Source organism: Polaribacter gangjinensis (assembly GCF_038024125.1).
GTDB lineage: Bacteria > Bacteroidota > Bacteroidia > Flavobacteriales > Flavobacteriaceae > Polaribacter > Polaribacter gangjinensis.
In genome coordinates, this window is record NZ_CP150662.1 from 2429200 (window position 1) to 2453150 (window position 23951).

A 23951-nucleotide genomic window follows, 5' to 3' on the forward strand; every position below is an offset into this window, starting at 1 on the left:
TTTTTTGTAAATTTAAGGGTGAAATTATTTGATTTTTAGAATTCTGTATAAATTTATTTAAGTTGTAAAAATTTGCTAATGTATTACGAAGATTTAGAATTTTTAACAAAAGGACTCGTTGAGTTGCAAGCAGAAGCTGCTGTAAAAGCAATACTTTTATTTTGTGCTGATAAAAACAGACCTGATGTTTTTGAGATAGAAGAAGTTTTAAAATTCAATACAAAGCCCTTGATTGGGGGTATTTTTCCAGAAATTCTTGCAGATGGTCAGCGAAAAGAAAGTGGATTTTTACTCGTGCCTTTGTTTCAAGAATTGGAGGTGTTGGTTGTTGAAGCTAAAGATCATGAAACAGTTAGCCATCAACTTTCAACACAATTAAATACTATTTCTAAAGACTTTCAGAGTGTTTTTTGTTTTTTAAATTCTTTATGGAGAGAAAAGACTATTTTCATTCAAGAATTGTATAATGAGTTGGGACCGTTTGTTACCTATCTTGGTGGTAGTGCAGGCTCTTTGAATTTTGAATCATTTCCCTGTGTATTTGCCAATCAGCATGTTTATGAAAATGCGGCTGTGCTTGGTTTTTTTAAAAACGATATTTCTATGGGGGTTGCTCATGGTTGGAAAAAAATCTCAGATCCAATTAAAGTTACGGCATCAAGCGGAAATACCATTGTTTCTTTAGATTGGAAGCCCGCTTTTGATGTTTATAAATCACATGTAGAAAAACATTCGAACAAACTTTTTACTAAAAATAATTTTTTTGAAATATCAAAATCATACCCGCTAGGATTGGTGAAATTAGAGGGTGAAATGATTGTTAGAGATCCTTTTGCTGCAAAAAATAATTCATTACAAATTTTGGATGAAGTGCCAGAGGGAGAATATGTTAGTATTATGCATGGAGATATCTCATCTCTTTTATATAGTGCAAAAAATGCTGTTGAAATTTCTTCACAATCAGGTTTTTCAGAATTTACTCAGTTTTGTGTAGATTGTATTTCAAGGGTTTTGTTTATGGAAACTGAATTTGACAAAGAACTAGCTCATTTAAATGCATATCAACCAATAAATGGTGTTTTAGCTATTGGTGAGATTGCTAACTTAGGAAATTCAGTATTGGAGGTGTTTAATAAAACAATTGTTGTAGCTCAATGGAAAGAGAACTGTTAGAAGGGCAAGTATTGCTTGAAATTTTGCTGAATCAACGAATTAATAACGATTCTGAAAAAAATCTCCCTAAGATACTAAATACTTATTTGCGGAAACTGAGTTGTTTTGCTATTGCTATTTATGACCAAAATAAATGGACTTATTTACTTCCAAAAGCAATCCGTTTTTCTAAAGAATGGAATGACATTGTCATTCAATTTCCACAAAAAATAAAAGAGAAACACAATGAGGCTTTTTATGAGGTGAATGATGATAAATGTATTTATTCTTTTCCTTTATATGGTTGTGGCTCGCTCATTTTGGTTAGAAAAAATAGGTTTACTGATACCATGTTTTTTGAGCTTAAAAAAGTAGTAAATCAGTTGGGAAGAGAATTATGCCAAGAGCGAGAACAACAAAAATTTACTATTTTAAGTGAGCTTTTTAATAAGCATTCAGATGCTGTTCAAATATCCGATGAATCAGGAAGATTGTATCATGTTAATGAGCAAGCTTCATTGCGATTGGGAATCCCTCAAAATGAGGTAAATAATTATTTTGTTTCAGATTTTGAGAAAAACTTTATGGAAAATCCCGCTTCTTGGAAACAACATGTTGAAGACCTTAAAAAGAATGGTCCAATTGTAATGGAGGGGGGGCATGTAAATCAAATCACAGGTAAAAAAATACCTGTTGAGGTTACTGTGACAATGACCTCATATAATGATAAAAATTTTATCATTGCTATCACTAAAGATATTAGTGAGCGAAAAAAACAAGAACTAAAATTAGAGAGTACAACACAAAAATTAGAGAGTATTTTTAATGAAATGACTGATGTTGTTTACTCTATAAAATTACCAGAAAAAGAAATTTTATTTGTAACGCCTAGTTTGAAGACTATCTATGAAATAGAAGCATCTGAAGATTTGGATCATATTGGTTTATGGAATTTAGTTGTGGAGCAAGATGAAAAACAAATACTATATAAAATCAAAGAGAACTTAGCAAATGATGGGCATTTTAATATTAAATATAGTATAAAAACTCGTTCAGGAAAAATTAAATGGATACGTAATAAAGGAAAATATATTTATGATGAAAACCATAATCCCATAAGACTGGATGGGGTAATTACCGATAGGACGGAAGAATATTTGGCTAAAAAATTCTTAGATAATGAAATAAAATTGCAAGATGCATTGATTGATATTGCCACTACTTATATCAATCTAGAGCCCAAAGAATTAGAAAGCATCATTAATAGTTCTTTAGAGAAAATGGGGCGTTTTGTAAAAGCTGATAGGGCTTATATTTTTGATTATGATTTTAATGTAAATACGACTTCTAATACGTATGAATGGTGTAGAGAGGGTATAGCCCCTGAAATAGATAATCTACAGCAGGTGCCCATAGAATACATACCTCAATGGATAGAAAAACATCAAAAAGGAGAGCCCTTTTACATACCCGATGTTTCTGCTTTAAATATTGAAGATCCTGGCGAAAATGCCTTGAAAGAAATTTTAGACCCTCAGGGAATTAAAAGTTTATTGACGATTCCCATATTGAATAACGAAGATCTCATCGGTTTTGTGGGTTTTGACTCCGTTAAAAAACATCATCATTACAGTGAAAAAGAAATGAAACTATTGTCTCTTTTTGGAATGATGCTTATCAACATTCGAAATAGGCAAAAATTAAATAACCAACTTTTTGTTCAGGTAGAAAAGTTTCAGAATATCATTGCAAATATGAATCTAGGATTGTTGGAGGTAGATTTGAACGATGAAATTATTTTTGCAAATCAGAGTTTTTGTGACATGTCAGGCTTTGAGCTTGAGCAATTAAAGGGTGAGAAAGCAGCTGAACTATTTTTACATCAAACTGAAGCAACTTATCTCTCATTTAGAGATAATCATAGTATATCCGATAGTTATGAAATTAGTATCAAAGATCGTCAAGGAAATAAAAAATGGTGGTTTGTAAGCAGTGCTCCTAATTATAATGATAAAGGAAAATTGATTGGACGCATTAGTATTCATTTGGATATTACGAAGCAAAAACAACTAGAAAAACAATTGGCAAAAGCCATTACCACTGCAGAATCTGCCTCGAAAGCCAAAGAACTTTTTTTAGCGAATATGAGTCATGAAATAAGGACCCCTTTGAATGTAATTATTGGAATGATTCGACAATTGAATAAAGAAAATTTGAATGTTAATCAACAATTTTATGTAGCTCAGTCTGAGAGTTCTGCCAAACATTTGTTAACTATTTTAAATAATATTCTTGATATTGCTAAAATAGAATCGGGTGAAATGGAGCTTGAATACAAACCATTTAGTTTGAGTGCTTTGGCATACAATGTGCATTCCATTTTATATTCGCAAGCAAAAGAAAAAAACATTGAATTTAAAGTAGATGTCTCCGCGAAGATAGCACCCGTTTTGATTGGTGATGAAACAAGACTAAAACAAGTTTTATTTAATCTTTTAGGAAATTCTATAAAGTTTACAGACGAAGGAAGTATTCAACTAAACATTAGCCTGATTCAAGATGCCGAAGAAAGTCAAACTTTACTATTTGAAGTTTCTGATACAGGAATTGGAATGTCAGAAGAATTTATCTCTAAAATTTTTGATAAATTTTCTCAAGAACAAAATACATCCAACAGGAATTATGAGGGGAGTGGATTGGGCATGGCCATTTCAAATGATTTGGTAAAACTTATGGGTGGTAAAATGTCTGTAAAAAGTATTAAAAATAAAGGGACTAGTTTCCTTTTTGTCATTGATTTTCAAAAAGGGGATCTCAATAGTTTGCAGTCGCATTCTAAAGAAATTGAAAAAGGGGCCTTTACAGGTAAAAAAGTGTTGTTGGTTGAAGATAATGAAATGAATAGATTTATTGCAAGTCAGAGTTTACAGTATCTCGGTTTTGATATTGTAGAAGCTGAAAACGGATTGATTGCTACTAAACAAATTCAAAAACAACACTTTGATCTTGTTCTTATGGATATTCAAATGCCGGTAATGGATGGCGTAGAAGCTACCCTATTTATAAGAAAGAACTTACAAAATCAAACACCTATCATTGCATTGACAGCCAATGCGTTTAAGCATGATATTGAATTGTATTTGAAAAATGGCATGAATGATTTTGTTACGAAACCATTTAATGAAGAAGATTTTTTTAGAAAAATAGAAACTGTTTTAAATGAATTTGAAAATAAAAGTAAAATCACAAAGAGCACTTTGTACGATTTGAGTGAATTTGAGAAGTTAGGAAGGTCAAATATTGATTTTGTAAAAAAAATGATTACTTTATTTATTGATCTAGTAGAAAGCAATGTCACTTTGCTCGAAGAAGCACTTCAAGATAACAATGTGGTTGCAGTTAAAAAAATCATACACAAAATTAAGCCGAATATCACTCAAATGGGTATAAATTCTCTAGAAAAAAGTGTTCATGAAATTATTGCCTTTGATTTAGAGTCTGCTATTACGCCGCAGTTTAGATCTAATACTCTAAAAATTATTGAAATTTTAATTGAGGTAAGTGCCTCTTTGAAAGAACATCATTTAAAATCATAAATTCTGTACATATAAATAATACTGTTAGGAAAGCATTGTAGTAAAATAAAAAATCATGACACAAAAATTAAAAGCTTATATTGTAGAAGACAATACGATGAATATTGAAATATTAAAGGAACTTTTGGCAAAGCACTTCCCAAATATTTCAATTATTGGAGAGGCTACGAATACTGAACAATTCATTGAACTACTTCTCGAAAATATGGCTGATATTATTTTTCTTGATATTGAGCTTGAAGAAGAAAAAACATCTTTAGATATTTTAAAAGAGTTTGAAAATATACAAGCTGAGGTTGTCATAACAAGTTCTAGCAAAGAATATGCTTTAAAAGCGTTAAACGAACATACAATTACTTCTTATTTATTAAAACCTCTAGATATATTAAGTCTTCACAAAACCATTTTAAAATTGCTGAAAAAGCTTGAGCTTAAGACAGAAACTAAATTAATTGAAACTCAAGAAAATATGAGTGGAGAAGTTATAGCTATTCCTGGTTTGACAACTATTGAAATTGTGAAACTTACCGATATATTGTTTTTAGAGGCAGACGGAAAATATACTAAATTTCACTTAGAAGACGGCACTTCAAAAGTTGTATCAAAAAACATTGGTAGCTATGAATTGCTATTACCCAAAAATATTTTTTTTAGAATTCACCATAAATACATTTTAAATATCAGTAAGACAGATAGTATATACAGAACAGATGGGCATTATTGTGTTCTTAAAAATGGCAAAAATTTACCAATTGCTAAAAGACGTATTGAAGAATTGCGTAAGTTTTTATACTTAAAATAATGAGAGATTATCAACAGTGAATTTTCTCAATTAAATCGATAGCTATAAAAGTATTTATACTGATTTACAGTCGCTTATTACATATGAACAGCAGATATTAATTGGTTTTGATTTATGTAATATATAAGCATTACATTAAACGCAAATATCATTAAAATAAAAATATGTATTGTGCTAAGTGTAAATCAGATATTACTAATAAGACCAAAATACATAAGAGTAAAATTGACAAATTGATTCGTTTTACTCATAAGTATGTATGTTTAAATTGTTATATAAAACATATAATTCTAATTGAAGCTTTAAAAAACTAGTCATATCATTTGTATTGGTACATTGTTTATTGACTATTTAACTATTTTTTTCTTTTGTTTATTTTTCTATGAAATCATTGAAAAATGCTAAGTATTTGAAATACTTCTACTTAGTTTACTTATTCTTATTACAAGTCATTTATTCTTAAAATTCACCTACTGTTACTTGTTAATTCTGTTTATCATGTTGGTTCATTATTTTTGTTTTAGAAAATAGCTTTTGATAATTTTTTCAGTAAGTTTTATTAAAAATAATGTATGTATCAACTAATTATATTTTATAAGTATATTTTTAGTAACAAGGTACCTATACATTTGTAGCGTTTTTTTCATTAATTTTTTTAGTAAAGTAGCTTTAAGTTTTTTTTTCATTTCTAAATATAAAAATTCTTGAAGCTACAATTTTATTTTTAACGGATCTTTATTCTATTGTATCGGTTTTTAGATTGAGGTGTTAGGTAAACTATTAACAGCATCATACTTAATATAATTTGTTTGTTTCAATGAGTGCATAATAATGGAGGAGAGTAAATATTTTGTTTCTGTACCAGGATATTATGATTATTCTAAAGGGGTTGTCAGTTTCTGGAGAGAGGTTACCTATAAAGAATTTAAAAAATGTGAATTTAATGGAGAATTGGTGAAAATGGAACCATCAAAAAAAAAATAGTTTTTTAGTTTTCTATTTTTAGATTTTAGTCGGTTTGGTTTAAGTTGTTGTTTAATGTTGGTTTGTTTTTTTATTACTTAAAGTCATAACTTAAATCACAATTTTATCATTTATTCCTTTATTTTACCATTTATTATTCATTTCAATCGATTAATTATTCCTGTACTTGTTTTGTTTGAGTTTTAGCCAATTTTACAAAAAAAATATGTGCTGTCCTAGTTGTAAAAGTCAAGACCAAAATCAAATAAAGTTAAATAAATCTTTAAAACAAAAGATGAATCCATTAAGTGAAAAATATCTTTGTTTAAATTGTTTTAATTTATACTTGTACTTGATAAACTTTAAATTTTTCAATAAGAATTTAAATTTCACTAAAATTCTAAATTAAGTTAACATTTCGATAATTATAATTACTATTTTACTAATAATTATAATTATCGAAATGTAATCTTTTTTCAATCTTTATCTATTAAGTTTTTATTATAGATAGTTTGTTTATCTTTACTATAATGACTCCTTTACTTCCTTCTTTTATTACCATTTATTCTTGAATCGAATAACTTTTAAAAATAATCATTAGAATTTTGAACTTATCTAAGTGATGAATTTTTTTGATTTCTTTTTTAATCTGAAATTATGATAATTTTAAGTGATTTCAATTTAAGAAATACTAACGGTTTCTAAAGAAAAAATACCTTGAAATGATGCAATGTAAAAATGGAAACTATTTATTGTAGTTGTTTTGTTGTAGGGAAATTTCATGTTATTTTGTAAAGTGCTTTTTATTGATACGCTTTCAAACAGAAAATTTTTGTTTTAGGAACTTCCATTTATTACATTTCACAAATTTAGTAGTTGTTTTATCCCTACGAATATTTCGCTTTTTTGTATATAAAATATCCTTAATATATATTGATTACTTCATAATTTCAATTTTTCTTCGAATATCCTTCTAAATGCCCATTTATTACTTTGTAAACTATTTCACTTTAAACTAGGTCTACTTTTGTCTCATAATAAAATTGCAGAATTAATTGAATTGCAGTAATAAATGAAATTATGAAGTGCTTAGTTTGTGATAATCAAAATATATTAGAATCCATAGAAAACAAAAAATACGTTTTTAAAATGTTTCCTTTTAGCTCTGGATTAAAATGTTCTTGTTGCGATACTAAATACGATATTTTATTTCTTTTAGCTACGCCTCACAAAATAAATTATGTGATTACAAAGAGATCACCTTTGGTATATTCAAATTAGTAGTTACGTATTTATAATATTTTAAATTTTATTTCAAGTTTCCCCAAAACGATTAACAAGTATTTCATAAATTTTTTTTTAGGGGTGTGACTTTAAGTGTATAATTCCCCCACGAGTTTAAAACAAGTGATTACCTTAAAGTCACCATCTAAAAAAATAAAATCAGTAGACGGGTATTAAACGTAAAATATTTTCAAAAAAAACACTCTCTGAATGTAACGTTAGAAGGTGTTTTTTTTTGTGAAAAAACAAATTAAAACAATTTCAACAATTAAAAATTATCAATTAAAAACTCTATTTAAACAACAACAAATGAAACAAGTATTTACTTTATTATTAGTCTTATCATCATTAATGATTTATTCTCAAGAAAACAATGCAAATGATGAAATTCTGTATCCTCCAGTTGGATTTGAGCATCCTTCACACTTTGATGTAACAGTTAAAGTTGTTAACTGTAAAGGAACTCCTACTGTATTGGTAACTACATTTAATGAAAATCATGATGGAAAAAATTTAGAAATCAGCTTTCAAATTACTATTACCGATAATAATGGAAAATCAGAGGTTTTTAATTTTCCCAAAAAGTCATATGAGTATGGTAAAATGCAAATATCTGATTGCTCTAATGTAACATACAATGCTTCATCAATTTTAGATTGGACGAGAGATAATAGTACTAAAACAATTAAATTAAAATTTGATTATGAAAATTAAAATACATTCGAATACAGTTGGCAAAAAAATATTTTTTATAGCTATACATTTCATGTTTTTATCCATACTAGGTCAAACGAGTAGACCTAGTATTAATGATTTTAATCCTAAAACAACTTTCATAGGTGACATTATTGAAATTACGGGTGCAAATTTCAATCAAAATGCGCAAAAAAATAGTGTCTTTTTTGGGGCAACTAAAGGAGAAGTTATGACTGCTTCTTTTGGTAAACTTACAGTAAAGGTTCCTGTGGGCGCAACAAACAGTCCTATTTCTATTACAAATTTAGACAATAATCTTACTGCATATTCTAAACAAACTTTTAACGGAATTTTCTGTGAAAGTGTTGTAGATGCAACTACTTATCAAGATTCAACTCCGTATACATTACCAATTTCTTATGGTGCATATAATATGGAGTATGCCGATTTAAATCTAGATGGAAAAGCAGAGGTTATTAGTATGGGTACTGGAGGTGTTTCTATAGCTGTGAATAATAGTACCCCTGGCAACTTGAATTTCACCGCTTTAAATATTGCAGGCGGAGGGAGTTCAGTTGCAATAGCTGATATGGATGGTGATGGATTTTTAGATATTGTAACCAACACTAGGATTTACCCCAATACCACAGCCACCCCTGGAGGTACATTGACTTTTGGGCCAAGTATCACATATACTCAAGTATCTAGTTATCAAATTACAGTAGCAGATATCAATCAAGATGGTAAAGTTGATATTATTGGTTCATCCAATTATTTAAAAGTTGGATTGAATACATCAACTGGTCCTGGAAATTTTGGAATTTCAACATCGCAAGTTGGAACAACAGGTTATCAAACAGGAAATGTTACGGGTGCTCGTGCATCTGATATTGATGGTGATGGTAAGGCCGATTTTTTTGGTTCTGTTGGAAATTCAAATCAAGGAGTTTCTTTTCGTAATATCACACCAGCTGGCTCTTCTACACCACAGTTTGAAACAATGGAGACTTGGGGTTCTGACAATCCAAACGAGGCAGGAGTTGGTACTTACCCTTACCGTTTGGTGATGACAGATTTCGATAAAGATGGGAAAATGGATTTTGCTTCTCCCAATTTTAACGGAAATACTTCTATTGCAGTATGGAGAAACAGTTCGGTTCCAGGAAATGTTTCCTTTGATTTGGTTTATAATAAATTAAGTCCTGCATCAAATTATAGAATAGGTTTTGGAGATGCTAATGGTGATGGTTATCCAGATATCATTACTAGATCTTCAGGATCGTCTGCATTTTCTGTCTATATTAATAGAAGTAAGGATGTTCAAAACTCAGTAAAGTTTGATGATCGAATCGATTATACGGATAATAGAGGTGGAGAAATTTCTGGAATTGTTGTTGGGGATATGGATGGGGATTTTATACCAGACATTGCACTTTCAGGAACTTCGTCTCGAAGTATAAGAATTTTTGTGAATAAAAGTGTAGGCACTGATAATACTCCTCCTAATGCAATTACAAGAGATATCATAGTTGGATTAGGAACTGATGGTACAGTAACTATCACCCCCCAAATGGTAGACAATGGGTCAAGTGATGCTTGTGGTCTAGATACGCTAGTTTTAGATAAAACGGTATTTACCTGTAATGATGTGGGTGACAATACCGTTACCTTAACAGTTAGAGACAGAGCAGGCAATATAAGTACCGCTACTGCAATAGTAACTATTAAACAGGCGGCTATTATAACCCAAGGTCAATCGACTGTTTGTTCCGGTGGTACTGTTGAATTAAATGCTAATGAAGGGGATAGTTATCAATGGTTTAAAAACGGTATTGCAATTGATGGTGCTGTTAATAGGGTTTATATTGCTTCAGTTACTGGTGCATATTCTGTTCAGGTTACCAACTCAGGGGGATGTTCTGGAACTTCGTTAGAAACTCAAGTTACTGTAAATGAAAACCCAAGTATTGAAGTATTGCCAAATGGTACCGCTTATTTGTGTAGTGGTACTGTTGAATTGAAAGCTGCAGAGTCTTCGTTGTATCAGTGGATAAAAGATGGTACTGATATACCAGATGCTACACTTAGAACTTTCAAACCAACGACCGTTGGTAATTATCAAGTTAGAATTACAGATTTATTTGGGTGTAGTGCTATTTCCGATATTATTGTAGTTTCAAATGATACGGCTCCAGAAGTTGGAGTGGTGCATGAATCCAATAATTTTGTTTCTGGTACCACAAAACAAGTAGGTACTATTTCAAAAAGCTCAACTTCAACCTTTAGTTATACAATATCAAATACAGGTTTGAATAGCTTAAGAGTTAGTGGAGCTACATTTTCTGGAACTGGCGCGGAATTTTTAAGCATTCCTAATACAACATTTCCAATAGATATTCCTCAAGGGCAATCAGTAGAAATTACGTTAAATATTATACCAACAAAATCAGGTACATATCAATCATCCATGCAATTGGTAACCAACGATTGTGATGAGCAATACATTGATGCGGTTTTTAGCTATCAAGTACCCGATGTTTCTAATCCGACTATTACCACATTAACCCACAATAATTTAACTTCAACTACTGTTAGCTTATCTGCAAATGTTACTAGTGATGGTGGAGCTACTGTAACCTCAAGAGGTTTTTATTATGGTACATCGCCCAATCCATCAACCAATTTAACCACAGTTGTTGGGACTACTGGTATCATGAATGCTAGTATCACCGGTTTGGCTCAAAACACACAATATTATTATAACGCTTTTGCAACCAATTCTAATGGCACGACCCTTACTTCAGATGGAACATTTACTACTCCGTTTGCACCATTAGTTTGTGCTGAGATTCAAAATAGAAATAACGGGAATAATACAGGTGTTTGTGCGGGTGTAGGAGGAAATCCTGTTGCACCTAATTTTGTGAATACACCGTATGCAGTAATTCCTACCACACCTAAAACTGGAAATATTACTTTTAAGTGGGCTACAGGTACTGAGCCATTAAACCCACCAGCTATTAGTAATGTTTGGATTGATGGTTTTTCAACAAACACTCAGGTTGGTCCTGCATCACCCTATAGCATTTCTGGTCAAAGTACCTTAGCAACCTATTGTTTTTATGGTGTAAACTTGCCAAGTAGAGGGAATTATACTCTTGAATTTGTTGATCCTCAAACTGGTACTGTACTAGGTAGATGTACCTTTACAGGAAGTAGTAATGTTGGAACTGATGAACCACCATTACAAACAAATGTGGCTCCTGTAATTACAGGCCCATCATCAAATACTGGTGCAACTGCAACTTTAAGTATGTTTGAAGGTTTAACTTCAGTTCATAATTATACTGCGAATGAAATTGTAACATGGTCAATTACAGGTGGTGCAAATCAAGCATTATTTTCTATTGATGCATCTACAGGGGCTTTAACTTTTATTACTGCACCAGTATTTGGAGAGAATAATACATATGAGGTTACTATTACAGCTACTGATGAGCAAGGAGCACCAACCTCTCAAACACTTACAATTACCATTTTAAATGATTTAGATCCAACGATAACAGCAATAACAAATATAGTTGCTTGTGCAGATCAGTCTATTTCAAACGTGAGTTTTACAATTAGTGATGACATTACTACTGCTGATAATCTAGTTATCACAGCTGTATCTAACAATCAAAATATTGTAACAAATAATTCCATCAATATTACAGGAACAGGAGGTACAAAAAATATATCTTTTACACCTGTTACAGGTTCATCCGGAACAGTTACAATTACAATTTCTGTGACAGATGAATTAAATCAAACTTCGACTACTACTTTTGAGGTTGTATTTGATATTATAGCTCCGGTAGCATTAGCAAAAGACATTACCATTCAACTTGACGGTAACGGAGTTGCTACCATTTTACCCTCACAAATTGATAACGGATCTACTGATAATTGTGAAATTAAGTCAATATCTGTTTCACCTAATACTTTTAATGGTACTAACTTGGCAAATGGAGGTTTGAATACTGTGGTGTTAACAGTTGAAGACAAAGGAGGCAACATTGCGACAGCAAATGCAGTTGTTACTATTGAAGATCTTATTTTTCCAGTAGTTTCGAGTACGGATTCTCCAAACGATCCTTCAGTAGATAATTATGCTTGTGATTCAGTTCATAACTTTATTGCAGGTCCTAGTTCATGTGTGGCACTAGTTTCGATAGCAAAACCTATTTGGTCAGACAATGTAGGGATTGTAAGTAGAACACAATCTGCAAACAATAATGTAGCACTCACCAATTTAGGAGATATTATTCTTGGTAATTTCCCTGTTGGTACTACAGTTGTTACATTTACGGCTACAGATTCTAGTGGAAATACAACTTCTTGTAATGTTACTATTGTAGTAACTGATACACAGTTACCTGTCATTACAAATTGTCCAACTGATATTACAGTTAATAATCAGCCAGGATCTTGCAGTACATTAGTAAATCTTATCACTCCTACTGCTGGAGATAATTGTACAGTATCTTCTGTAACTTATCAAACATCTGGTGCTACTATTTTGAATGGTAATGATTTTCCAAATGTTTTAACTTTAAATGTAGGAATTACAAATATAGTTTATACAGTTTCAGATGCCTCTGGAAATACTATTCAATGTTCCTATAATGTAACTGTAAATGATACAGAGAAGCCTGTAGTTTCAGGTACACCGTCGAACATTACCCAAAGTAATGATGCAGGGTTGAATGGAGCTGTAGTAACATGGACTGCACCAACAGTAACGGACAATTGTTCAGTAAGTACATTTGTAAGTTCACATCAACCGGGAGATTTCTTCCCAGTAGGTACTACAACAGTAACTTATACAGCAACTGATATTCATGGAAATGTAATTACTAGTAGTTTTACAGTAACTATCAATGATACAGAGAAGCCAGTTATCTCAGGTATGCCATCGAATATTACCCAAAATAATGATTTGGGAGTATGTGGAGCTACAGTGACATGGACGTTACCAACAGCCACAGATAATTCAGGTATAGCAACATTTGTAAGTTCACACCAACCAGGAGACGTTTTCCCAGTAGGTACTACAACAGTAACTTACACAGCAACTGATATTCATGGAAATGTAATTACTAGTAGTTTTACAGTAACTATCAATGATACAGAGAAGCCTGTAGTTTCAGGTACACCATCGAATATTACCCAAAGTAATGATGCAGGGTTGAATGGAGCTGTAGTAACATGGACTGCACCAACAGTGACAGACAATTGTTCAGTAAGTACATTTGTAAGTTCACATCAACCGGGAGATTTCTTCCCAGTAGGTACTACAACAGTAACTTATACAGCAACTGATATTCATGGAAATGTAATTGCTAGTAGTTTTACAGTAACTATCAATGATACAGAGAAGCCAGTTATCTCAGGTATGCCATCGAATATTACCCAAAATAATGATTTGGGAGCATGTGGAGCTACAGTGACATGGACGTTACCAACAGCCACAGATAATTCAGGTATAGCAACATTTGTAAGTTCACACCAACCAGGAGATGTTTTCCCAGTAGGTACTACAACAGTAACTTACACAGCAACTGATATTCATGGAAATGTAATTACCAGTAGTTTTACAGTAACTATCAATGATACAGAGAAGCCTGTAGTTTCAGGTACACCGTCGAACATTACCCAAAGTAATGATGCAGGGTTGAATGGAGCTGTAGTAACATGGACTGCACCAACAGTGACAGATAATTGTTCAGTAAGTACATTTGTAAGTTCACATCAACCGGGAGATTTCTTCCCAGTAGGTACTACAACAGTAACTTATACAGCAACTGATATTCATGGAAATGTAATTGCTAGTAGTTTTACAGTAACTATCAATGATACAGAGAAGCCAGTTATCTCAGGTATGCCATCTAATATTACCCAAAATAATGATTTGGGAGTATGTGGAGCTACAGTGACATGGACGTTACCAACAGCCACAGATAATTCAGGTATAGCAACATTTGTAAGTTCACACCAACCAGGAGATGTTTTCCCAGTAGGTACTACAACAGTAACTTACACAGCAACTGATATTCATGGAAATGTAATTACCAGTAGTTTTACAGTAACTATCAATGATACAGAGAAGCCTGTAGTTTCAGGTACACCATCGAACATTACCCAAAGTAATGATGCAGGGTTGAATGGAGCTGTAGTAACATGGACTGCACCAACAGTAACAGACAATTGTTCAGTAAGTACATTTGTAAGTTCACATCAACCGGGAGATTTCTTCCCAGTAGGTACTACAACAGTAACTTATACAGCAACTGATATTCATGGTAATGTAATTACTAGTAGTTTTACAGTAACTATCAATGATACAGAGAAGCCAGTTATCTCAGGTATGCCATCTAATATTACCCAAAATAATGATTTGGGAGTATGTGGAGCTACAGTGACATGGACGTTACCAACAGCCACAGATAATTCAGGTATAGCAACATTTGTAAGTTCACACCAATCAGGAGACGTTTTCCCAGTAGGTACTACAACAGTAACTTACACAGCAACTGATATTCATGGAAATGTAATTACCAGTAGTTTTACAGTAACTATCAATGATACAGAGAAGCCTGTAGTTTCAGGTACACCATCGAATATTACCCAAAGTAATGATGCAGGGTTGAATGGAGCTGTAGTAACATGGACTGCACCAACAGTAACAGACAATTGTTCAGTAAGTACATTTGTAAGTTCACATCAACCGGGAGATTTCTTCCCAGTAGGTACTACAACAGTAACTTATACAGCAACTGATATTCATGGAAATGTAATTACTAGTAGTTTTACAGTAACTATCAATGATACAGAGAAGCCAGTTATCTCAGGTATGCCATCTAATATTACCCAAAATAATGATTTGGGAGTATGTGGAGCTACAGTGACATGGACGTTACCAACAGCCACAGATAATTCAGGTATAGCAACATTTGTAAGTTCACACCAACCAGGAGATGTTTTCCCAGTAGGTACTACAACAGTAACTTACACAGCAACTGATATTCATGGAAATGTAATTACCAGTAGTTTTACAGTAACTATCAATGATACAGAGAAGCCTGTAGTTTCAGGTACACCATCGAACATTACCCAAAGTAATGATGCAGGGTTGAATGGAGCTGTAGTAACATGGACTGCACCAACAGTAACAGACAATTGTTCAGTAAGTACATTTGTAAGTTCACATCAACCGGGAGATTTCTTCCCAGTAGGTACTACAACAGTAACTTATACAGCAACTGATATTCATGGTAATGTAATTACTAGTAGTTTTACAGTAACTATCAATGATACAGAGAAGCCAGTTATCTCAGGTATGCCATCTAATATTACCCAAAATAATGATTTGGGAGTATGTGGAGCTACAGTGACATGGACGTTACCAACAGCCACAGATAATTCAGGTATAGCAACATTTGTAAGTTCACACCAATCAGGAGACGTTTTCCCAGTAGGTACTACAACAGTAACTTACACAGCAACTGATATTCATGGAAATGTAATTACCAGTAGTTTTACAGTAACTATCAATGATACAGAGAAGCCTGTAGTTGAGAGTATACCTGCAATTAATACTATTAATTATATAAGTAATACAATTCAATGTGGCGCTACTGTATTTTGGAGTGAGCCTGTGGTTTCAGATAATTGTAGTATTTCGAGTATTACAAAAACTCATGAGAGTGGTGATTTCTTTCAAGAAGGTGAAACCACTGTTACTTATACTTTCACTGATATTCATGGAAACCAAACAATCATAAATATGTTAGTGATTGTAGATTCAGCTCAATTAGATTGTGATGGAGATGGAGTTACTAATGCTCAAGAAAAGATCGACGGTACAAACCCACAAGATTCATGTTCATCAATTCCTACAAGTATAACAATGGATGTTCGTAATGATTATTTAGATGCTGATTGTGATGGAGATGGTTTGAGTAACAGAGAGGAAATTGGACCAAATCCAATAAATCCAATTGATTCAGATGGAGATGGCATTGCAGATTATTTAGAATTCAATAATCATTCTAATTCTACAGATGATTTAGAAATATTCAATTTGCTTACACCAAATGGAGATGGAGACAATGATGTTTTTGTTATTCGAAACATAGAGTTGTATCCTGAGAATACTTTAGAGATTTATAATCGATGGGGAGTAAAAGTTTATGATGTTAACGGATATGGTCAAAGTGGAAGATATTTTATTGGATTATCGGATGGAAGAGTTACAGTAGGAAGATCATCATTATTACCTTCAGGTACATACTTTTATATTTTACGATATAAATCAGAATCAGGTGTGTGGAAAGATCGTAAAGGATATTTATACTTAACGAGATAATACATCAAATTAGCAATATAAAAGCAATAGTTTAAATTAAAAAGAAATGAAAAAAATATTAATTATTATCATAATTTTTACGTCTATTGGATTGAGTTATGGACAACAAGATGCTCAATTTAGTAATTATATGTATAACACGTTGAGTTTTAATCCAGCATATGCCGGTTCAAGAGGTACAAAAAGTATCTATTTGTCTCAACGTTCACAGTGGGTGGGTTTGGAAGGAGCACCAACCACCAATGCGCTTTCTTATCATTCGCCAATAGGCTCAACAAATTTAGGGTTTGGTTTGAGCTTTATGAACGATGCTATTGGTCCCGTTGAAGAAAATCTAGTTTCATTAGATATTTCATATAGTATAAATACTTCTTATGATTACAAATTAGCGTTTGGTTTAAGGGCGAGTGCACATATGCTGAATGTTGATTTTATGAGATTAAATATATTTAACCCTGATGATGTTTTAGCTCAGAATAACATCAATAATCGAGTTTCGCCTAACATAGGAGTTGGTTTATTTTGGTATTCAGATAAAAGTTATTTAGGTTTATCAATTCCCAACTTATTAGAAACTAGACATATTAATAGAAACTTAAATTCATCAGTAAGTTCAGTGTCTAAAGAACGTTTACACTATCATTTTATAGCTGGATATTTATTCGACTTAAGCCAAGATATTGTATTTAAACCTGCATTATTAACAAAGTTTGTTTCTGGTGCACCCTTACAGATAGATCTTTCTACAAATTTTCAAATTTATGAGAAGTTTACTATTGGTGCTTCTTATCGTTTAGATGCAGCAGTTAGCTTTCTTGGAGGTTTGCAATTAAATCCTAGTTGGTTTGTGGGTTATGGATATGATTTAGATACAAATTCTTTATCAAGTTTCAATTCTGGTTCTCATGAAGTGTTTTTGCGCTATGAAGTATTTAGAACAGATAAACTTAAATCTCCAAGATTTTTTTAAATATTAAAACTCAATTTAAATCATGAAAATACATTTTAATTACATAGCCGTTTGTTTTTTAACAATCAGTAGTTGTTTATACAGTCAAGATGATAAATTAACAAGAGCTAACATTAAATATAATAGTATGTCATATGCTGATGCTATTAAACTATATAATGGATTGGTTAATGATGGTCTTGGTTCAGCAGAAATTTTTGAAAACTTAGGCAACTCATATTATTTACAATCTAATTATCAGTTAGCGAAAGAAAGCTACGATTCTTTATTTAAGAAAACAGATGCTGTTTCTTTGTCTACATATTATAGATATATCAATGTATTAAGAAGTACAAAAAAGTATGGAGAAGCTGATATAATGTATTCAAAATTGTTACTAAAATTTCCTCAAGAAAAGATTGAAAATAATGTAAAAAACACTATTTTTTTAAGCCCTGAGGTGTTGCTTGTTGAATCAATTAATTTAAAAAAATCTAATATTAATTCCCCTTATTCTGATTATAAGGTATCTTATTTAGGAGATGATAAAATTGTTTTTTCAAGTAGTAAAGAAACTAAAAAGTTTAATTCTATAAAATCAATATGGAATAACGAGGCATACACAAATTTATATGAATCTTCTCTTGTATCAGATAGTTTAACTGGGATCTCAACTAAATTGAAAGGAAGTGTAAACAAACTTTACAATGAGTCATCAGCAGTATTTACTAAAGATGGTAGAACAATGTATTTTACTCGAAACAATCAATTAAAATCTAAGTTTGAAACAGACTCTTTAAAAAATGTATTACTAAAGATTTATAAAGCCACTTTTGATGGGAAAAGATGGGGTAAAATTGAGGAATTACCCTTTAACAGTAATCAGTTTAATTGTGCTCATCCCGCATTGAGTGCAGATGAAGATTATTTGTACTTTTCATCAGATATGCCGGGTTCTTTTGGTGATTCTGATTTGTATAGAGTTTCAATTAAAAACAATACTTATGGAGAACCTGAAAATTTAGGTTCTACTATAAATACCAAAGGGAGAGATACATTTCCTTTTGTAACCTCTAATAATATATTAATTTTTTCTTCAGATTATAGAAAAGGTTTAGGAGGATTGGATTTGTATTATGTAAATCTAAATGATAATTCTAAAAAAGTATATACTTTTAGTAAACCAATAAACAGTTCTTATGATGATTTTGGCTTGATATACAAGCAATCTAATGGTAAAGGCTTTTTAACATCTAACCGAATTCAAGACAACGCAAGTTCAGATGATATTTATGAATTTACTGGATTTTCTATACCAACAGTATCAGACTACAATTTAACTATAAAATCTAGTAATAATACTGATTTGATTGGTAGTACTGCTGTTTCTGTATTTGATGGTAATAACAACTTAATAGGAACCCTAAAATCTTTGAACAATGTAGTTACAATTTCAGGTGTTGATTTATCAAAAAAATATCATCTACAAATTATTAATGACCAGTATCAACCAATTCATCTTCCGCTAAAAATTGATGATTCAGGTACATTGTCAATTACCTTACAAGAAAAGGAACCAGAGAATGCTCAATTAGATTTAAGAAATATTTTAAAATTAAATAATATTTATTTTGATTTTGATAAATCAAATGTTAGAGAAGATGCCTTGCTAGAACTTCAAAAGGTTGTTGATATTTTAATTAAGTACCCAGAAATTAAAATTGATATTATAGGGCACACAGATAGTATAGGAGCATCTTCTTATAACGAAAAATTATCTATTAAAAGAGCCAATGCAACAAAGCAATGGTTGGTAGGTAAAGGAATTTCAGAAGATAGATTAAATGCATTAGGATTCGGAGAAGAGAAGCCAATAAATGATTGTTTGCTATCAAAAAAATGCACTAATGTAGATTATGAAAAAAACAGAAGAATTGAATTTTTAATAAGGTTAAAATAATTAAACAAATAACCTTATTTTTTAGTTCGTTTTGAAAAACTCAAACAATTTTGTTTGAGTTTTTTTTTGCCACAAACTCCTCCACCTCAAAAAGGTTTTTAAAATGTTTCAATATTTTTGATTTTACTTGCTCTTGATCAATTTTTTTTCTCAATTCAGCTTCCATAGAAGTAACTGCTTTTCCGCGAATTCCACAAGGAATGATATTGTCAAAATAGCCTAAATCTACATTGACATTCAAGGCAAAACCATGCATGGTTACCCAACGTGAAGAACGAATTCCCATGGCGCAAATTTTTCGAGCAAAAGGCGTACCTACATCCAACCAAACTCCGGTTTCACCCGAACTTCTTTCGCCTTTTAATCCGTATTCAGCGATGGTTAAAATGATGGTTTCTTCTAGCAAACGCAAGTATTTATGAATGTCCGTAAAAAAATTTTCTAGATCTAAAATAGGATAGCCTACAATTTGTCCAGGACCATGATACGTAATATCTCCACCTCTGTTTATTTTGTAAAAAGTAGCTCCTTTTGCTGCCAATTGTTGCTCATTTAACAACAAATTGCTCATATCACCACTTTTTCCAAGGGTGTACACATGAGGATGCTCTACAAATAAAAAGTGATTTTGAGTACTTTTTTGAAGTTGATTTTTTCGGTTTTCTGTCTTTATGTTTACAATTTCTTGCAACAACTCTGATTGAAAATCCCACACTTCTTGGTAGTCTTTAAATCCGAGATCAATAAGGTTGATAGTTCTGTTCATAATTTGCGACTACAAAGGTAAAGAATTCCTTATATTTGAAATGTTTTACAAAATTTTAATTTGTTTTTATGAGATTTAAGCACTCCTATTTTCCCCTTGCAATTACATTATTTTTTGCACATTCTATTCATTCCCAAAAATTTTGGAATGCACTTCAAAAACTTGAATATGTTCCCAGTAGTCAACAAGTTTATCAAAAAGATAATTTTCCAAAAGCTTATAAAATAGTACAATTTGATATTGATTTTTTTAAAAAATCAATTGGTGTAAAAGCTAAATCAGCACAACAAATTATTGAATTACCAGATGCAACTGGAAAAATGAAACGGTTTTCAATTATAGAAACTTCTAATTTTGAACCTGCATTGCAACAAAAATTTCCAGAAATCAAATCGTTTTCTGCTCAAGGAATTGATGATAAAACATCTGTAGCTAAAATCAGCTTAGGAACAGATGGATTTCATGCCGTGATTTTCTCAGCAACACAAGAAACCCTTTATATTGATCCTTATACAAAGGATAACAAATCGTATTTGGTTTACAAAAGAAGCAGCTTATCTCCTGAGGATGAAAATTTTACATGTTTGGTAGAAGAAACGGTTTCAAAAACACCATTTTCTTATGCTACATCCGCTAAAACTCCTAATGACGGAAAATTACGAACCTATAGATTGGCGTTGGTTTGCAGTGGCGAATATGCTGATTTTCATTTGAGTGCAAGTCAACAAAATATTCCAAGCACTGCTACAGATCAAGTTAAAAAAGCAGCAGTTTTATCAGCAATGAATACTTCTATGACGAGAGTTAATGGAATTTTTGAAAAAGATTTATCAGTAAAAATGGTGTTGGTAGCCAATAATGATCAACTTATTTTTTTAGATAAAGACACGGATGGAATCACAGACGGAAATCCAAATACCATGATCAATGAAGTACAGACTAAATGCGATAATATCATTGGAAATGCCAATTATGACATAGGACACATTTTTAGTGTTGGAGGAGATGGTTTGGCTGGATTGGGAGTTGTTTGTAGAACAGGACAAAAAGGAAGAGGAGTTACAGGAAGAGCTTCGCCAGTTGGAGATGCGTATGATATTGATTTTGTAATTCATGAAATGGGACATCAATTTGGGGCTAATCATACCCAAAATAACAATTGCAATAGAGTTAATTCCGCTTCTGTAGAACCAGGAAGTGCCTCAACCATTATGGGTTATGCAGGTATTTGTGCTCCAAACGTACAAAACCAAAGTGATGATTATTTTCATGCAGTAAGCATTGCAGAAATGTGGAATATCATTTCGACCACTGGTAATTGTGCAGTTTTAACCAATACCAATAATGCTGCACCCACAGCAAATGCAGGAGCTGATTATTCCATTCCAAAATCAACCCCATTTAAATTGACAGGAATTGCAACGGATGCAAACGGACTGCAATCGCTAACTTATAATTGGGAGCAATTAGACAATGAAGTTGGTTTTATGCCACCATCAGATACAAATGCTGTTGGGCCTATGTTTCGATCTTTGCCATCGAAAACTTCACCTATCAGATTTTTCCCAGACATATCAACCGTAATTGCAGGAAATGGAAGCACAGGAAGCACTTGGGAACGAATTCCCTCTGTAGCAAGAGAATTGAATTTTTCATTTACAGTGAGAGATAATAATGCAGGTGGAGCTGGTTTGGCAAGAGATGATGTAAAAGTTACGGTTGTAGATGCCACTCCTTTTTCTGTAACTTCTCAAAATGCATTTGTGTCTTATAACACCGGAACAAATCAAACAATTACTTGGAATAAAGGAACTACTGATGGACCAAGTATCAATTGTCAAACTGTAAATATCAAGTTATCTACTGATGGTGGTTTGACTTTCCCTATTGTTTTAAAATCAAACACTCCTAATGATGGATCAGAAATAATTACAATCCCAGACAATGCAACAAGATCCGCCAGAATTATGGTTGAGGCAGCAGATAATATTTTTTATAATATAAATACTACAAATTTCGAGATCATATCTACAGTTCCCACTTTTGTAATGACAGCTGGTAATGGAACCCAATCAGCTTGTAATACTGGAAATCCATCTGTGAATTTTACCCTAAATATTGATTTTGTAAATGGATTTTCTGAAACAGTTTCGCTTTCGGCTACAGGTCAACCTTCAGGTTCTACCGTAAGTTTTAATCCAACTACTATCAATGCAGATGGCAATTTGGTGATGACCGTTACTAATTTAAATGGAGTTCCTGCACAAGATTATACGATTACAATTTCAGGAAATAGTAATACCATCAATAAAACCTTAGAAGTAACTCTTAAAATTACTTCCGCTATTTTTGGAAAAACTACCTTAAGTGTTCCACAAAATAATGCTACTGAAGTTCCATTGAGTCAACAATTGCAGTGGGTTGCAGATACAAACGCAACTTCTTATGACGTACAAATTGCTACGGATGTTACTTTTACTAATATTGTTTCTTCAGGAAATGTGACAACAAATTCGTATACATCCACAAATTTGTCAGGAATAACAACTTATTTTTGGAGAATTAAACCAAAAAATAGTTGCGGAGAAGGAACTTTTTCGAATTCATTTTCTTTTACTACCATCAATCCAGCGTATTGCACTTCTACTTTTACGGATGAAGTTGGAGGAAAAGAATTTATTTCTAATGTAACTTTCAATACCATCAACAACAATTCAGGTAATAATACTTCTGGTGGTTATGAAAATTTTACGGCAATTTCTACTAATGTAAAAAGAGGAGATACACATCCAATTTCAGTAACCTTAGATCCTGATGGATTTCAAGACCATGTGTATGTTTTTATAGATTGGAATCAAGACTTTGTGTTTGACAACGCCACAGAAAGGTATTCTTTAGGTACGATTGTTGGTGCAATTGGTACAGCAACAGGATCTATTACAGTGCCAAATGATGCTCGTTTTGGAGCAACAAGAATGCGTGTAATCATTGAGTATGATGATCCAGATGATGGTCATGGAGAAGGCGCTTGTGATGCTGATCATTTAACAGAATGGGGAGAAACTGAGGATTATACCGTGGTTGTTGACAATACAGCTTCTATTCAAGTTGTGGCATTTTCGAATTTCAATTTATATCCAAATCCTACAAAAGGCGCATTTCAAGTTCAGTTTGATGCTTTAGCATCGAACAAAGTATTTATTCAATTATTTGATATTAGAGGACGATTTATAGGGGAAAAGAGTTTTGAAAATGCTAGCAGCTATTTTTCAAAAAATATTCAGTTTGAGAATCTTTCCTCAGGATTGTATTTGGTGATAATTAAAAATGGCACTAAGCAAACTACTAAAAAGTTGATGGTGGAATAGTGTCA

Annotated in this window: 10 protein-coding genes; 9 read left to right on the plus strand and 1 reads right to left on the minus strand. The window is 32.1% G+C overall.

The features are described 5' to 3' along the window. Window positions 1-78 precede the first annotated feature (78 nt). From WHA43_RS10755 to WHA43_RS10790, 8 genes are all read left to right on the plus strand, one after another. Window positions 79-1173, plus strand: a complete 1095-nt coding sequence (locus tag WHA43_RS10755; RefSeq protein WP_105047047.1) for an FIST signal transduction protein — start codon at window positions 79-81, stop codon at window positions 1171-1173. Further along, the gene (locus WHA43_RS10760; RefSeq protein WP_105047048.1) at window positions 1155-4748 is read left to right on the plus strand and encodes an ATP-binding protein; all 3594 of its coding nucleotides are present in this window, start codon (window positions 1155-1157) and stop codon (window positions 4746-4748) included. The genes WHA43_RS10755 and WHA43_RS10760 overlap by 19 nt, the downstream gene beginning before the upstream one ends. Before the next feature lie 55 nt (window positions 4749-4803). Beyond that, window positions 4804-5550 (plus strand): LytR/AlgR family response regulator transcription factor, encoded by a 747-nt coding sequence (locus tag WHA43_RS10765; protein ID WP_105047049.1) that lies wholly within the window; start codon window positions 4804-4806, stop codon window positions 5548-5550. 831 nt (window positions 5551-6381) lie between these two features. Further along, on the plus strand, window positions 6382-6534 hold the full coding sequence (locus WHA43_RS10770; protein WP_170039590.1) for a hypothetical protein: 153 nt from the start codon (window positions 6382-6384) through the stop codon (window positions 6532-6534). Window positions 6535-8106: 1572 nt separating this feature from the next. Beyond that, complete coding sequence (locus tag WHA43_RS10775; RefSeq protein ID WP_146104919.1) at window positions 8107-8511, plus strand: hypothetical protein; 405 nt, start codon at window positions 8107-8109, stop codon at window positions 8509-8511. Next, a complete protein-coding gene (locus WHA43_RS10780) occupies window positions 8501-16903 on the plus strand; it encodes an HYR domain-containing protein (RefSeq protein WP_340828301.1) in 8403 nt (2800 codons plus the stop codon). The genes WHA43_RS10775 and WHA43_RS10780 overlap by 11 nt, the downstream gene beginning before the upstream one ends. Before the next feature lie 46 nt (window positions 16904-16949). Beyond that, entirely contained in the window at window positions 16950-17873 is a 924-nt protein-coding gene (locus WHA43_RS10785) for a PorP/SprF family type IX secretion system membrane protein (RefSeq protein ID WP_105047051.1), read from the plus strand. Window positions 17874-17895: 22 nt separating this feature from the next. Then, window positions 17896-19812 (plus strand): OmpA family protein, encoded by a 1917-nt coding sequence (locus tag WHA43_RS10790; RefSeq protein ID WP_105047052.1) that lies wholly within the window; start codon window positions 17896-17898, stop codon window positions 19810-19812. 40 nt (window positions 19813-19852) lie between these two features. Here the strand turns inward: WHA43_RS10790 and lipB are convergent, their stop codons facing one another. Then, complete coding sequence (gene lipB, locus WHA43_RS10795) at window positions 19853-20578, minus strand: lipoyl(octanoyl) transferase LipB (protein WP_105047053.1); 726 nt, start codon at window positions 20576-20578, stop codon at window positions 19853-19855. Window positions 20579-20646: 68 nt separating this feature from the next. Between lipB and WHA43_RS10800 the strand changes: the two genes are divergently transcribed. After that, the gene (locus tag WHA43_RS10800) at window positions 20647-23946 is read left to right on the plus strand and encodes a reprolysin-like metallopeptidase (RefSeq protein ID WP_105047054.1); all 3300 of its coding nucleotides are present in this window, start codon (window positions 20647-20649) and stop codon (window positions 23944-23946) included. The last annotated feature ends 5 nt before the right edge of the window (window positions 23947-23951 follow it).